Annotated in this window: 4 protein-coding genes; all 4 read right to left on the bottom strand. The window is 58.6% G+C overall.

Translation table 11 applies throughout. The features are described 5' to 3' along the window. Window positions 1-752, bottom strand: a 752-nt coding sequence (locus VZ95_RS07045; RefSeq protein ID WP_045775227.1) for an NADH-quinone oxidoreductase subunit D, incomplete at its 3' end; no start/stop codon positions are given. A 12-nt stretch (window positions 753-764) separates the two neighbouring features. After that, the gene (locus VZ95_RS07040; RefSeq protein WP_045775226.1) at window positions 765-1,382 is read right to left on the bottom strand and encodes an NADH-quinone oxidoreductase subunit C; all 618 of its coding nucleotides are present in this window, start codon (window positions 1,380-1,382) and stop codon (window positions 765-767) included. A 75-nt stretch (window positions 1,383-1,457) separates the two neighbouring features. Beyond that, on the bottom strand, window positions 1,458-2,012 hold the full coding sequence (locus tag VZ95_RS07035) for a NuoB/complex I 20 kDa subunit family protein (RefSeq protein ID WP_045775225.1): 555 nt from the start codon (window positions 2,010-2,012) through the stop codon (window positions 1,458-1,460). After that, a partial coding sequence (ndhC, locus tag VZ95_RS07030; protein WP_045775224.1) for an NADH-quinone oxidoreductase subunit A occupies window positions 2,003-2,159 on the bottom strand: 157 nt, incomplete at its 5' end. The genes ndhC and VZ95_RS07035, both read right to left, overlap by 10 nt.

Genomic DNA, 2,159 nt, shown 5'->3' with positions numbered 1-2,159 from the left:
TTGCCAATGGGAATATCGAAATCCAGCTCGCCATAGACTTCATAGGGCTGGCTCTTACGCAGATCCCAGGGAATCCCGGCCGCGCGTAAAACCGGCCCGGTCATACCCCAGGCGTAGCATTCGTCCGCCGAAATCACGCCGATATCGACCGTGCGTTGCTTGAAGATGCGGTTGTTGGTCAACAGCCCTTCGATATCGTCCAACAGCGCGGGCATATGATCGACCCAGGCCGCAACATCCTCCAACAGTCCGGCGGGAATATCCTGATGGACGCCGCCGACCCGGAAATAATTGGCGTGGAGGCGCGCACCGCAGGCGCGTTCATAGAACTCCATCACCTTTTCTCGTTCCTCGAAGGCCCAGAGGAGCGGGGTCAGCGCGCCCACGTCGAGCGCATAGGTGGTGAGGTTCAGCAGATGGTTGCCGATGCGGCCAATTTCGTTGAACAGCACGCGGATATATTGGGCGCGTTTCGGAATTTCGATGCCCAGCAGCTTTTCGGTCGCCAGCGCAAACGCATGTTCCTGGTTCATCGGCGCGACGTAATCGAGCCGGTCGAAATAGGGCAGCGCTTGGGTATAGGTCTTATACTCAATCAGCTTTTCGGTGCCGCGATGCAGCAGACCGATGTGCGGATCGGCGCGTTCAACGACTTCGCCGTCCATTTCCAGAACGAGGCGGAGCACCCCGTGGGCCGCAGGATGCTGCGGCCCGAAGTTCATGGTGTAATTTTCAATCTTAACGTCAGCCATGCCCCGCTCCCCTTAACCGTTCTGCGTGGCTTTCTCGTCGCCCGGCAGCAGGGGACGCGTCGGCGTCATCCCTTCCCACGGCGACAAGAAATCAAAGCTACGGAAATCCTGCGTTAGCTTTACCGGCTCATAAACGACGCGCTTCTGCTCTTCGTCGTAGCGCAGCTCGACATAGCCCGTGAGCGGGAAATCCTTGCGCAACGGATGCCCCTCAAACCCGTAATCGGTGAGGATGCGGCGCAGATCGGGATGCCCTGCAAAGAAAACGCCGTACATGTCCCAAGCTTCGCGCTCGTACCAGCCTGCGGAGGGCCACAGGTCGGTTGCGGAAGGAACGGCGGTCGCATCGTCCACGGCCAAGCGCACCCGCACGCGGCGGTTCGTCTTGAGGCTGAGCAGGTGATAGACCACATCGAAACGCAGTTCGCGTTCCGGGAAGTCCACGCCGCAAATGTCCACGCAGGATTTAAACAGGCAGGCGGGATCGTCGCGCAAGAAACCTAAGAGGCTTAAAAGCCCCTCGGGCGTGGTGCTCAGCGTCAGCTCGCCCCCCGCCAGATCGACCGCGCTAACGGCAGCGCCGCAGTGTTGCGCAACATGCGCGCCCAGCTGTTCCAGTGTTTCGACCATTCGAACCCATCCGTATGAGAGCTTTGCGCTTCATTTATTGGCCCCGACAGTGATTATCCCTGCCAGGACAAAGCCTTATCGCGTAAAACTACGCGTCCGCTTAATCTTTTTCTGCAGTTGCAGAATACCATAGAGCAAGGCTTCCGCCGTCGGCGGGCAGCCCGGCACATAGATATCGACCGGAACGATCCGATCGCACCCACGCACCACTGAATAGGAATAATGGTAGTAGCCGCCGCCGTTGGCGCAGGAACCCATCGAGATCACCCAGCGCGGTTCGGCCATCTGGTCGTACACTTTGCGCAGGGCCGGGGCCATTTTATTGGTCAGCGTACCCGCGACGATCATCACGTCGGACTGGCGCGGGCTGGGCCGGAAGACGATGCCGAAACGATCAAGATCATACCGGCTAGCACCCGTGTGGATCATCTCCACGGCACAACAGGCAAGCCCGAAGGTCATCGGCCAGAGCGAGCCGGTGCGCGCCCAGGCGACCAGCTTATCGAACTGCGCGACGACGAAGCCCTTATCGTCAAGCTCGTGGGTCACGTTTCCCAGCAGAAGATCCTGATCGGCGCCCGGCGCCAAAACATCGATCTCTTTCTGAGGTTGTGGAACCATCACTCCCATTCCAGAGCCCCCTTCTTCCATTCGTATATGAAGCCAATGGTGAGAATGCCGAGGAAGGACATCATCGACCAAAAGCCGTAAAGACCAATGTCTTTCAGGGAAATAGCCCAGGGAAACAGGAAAGCCACTTCCAGATCGAAAATGATG

Origin of the sequence: Elstera litoralis, assembly GCF_000963705.1 — a bacterium.
In the GTDB taxonomy this organism is placed as follows: domain Bacteria; phylum Pseudomonadota; class Alphaproteobacteria; order Elsterales; family Elsteraceae; genus Elstera; species Elstera litoralis.
This window is presented reverse-complemented; position numbering and strand designations above follow the sequence as displayed.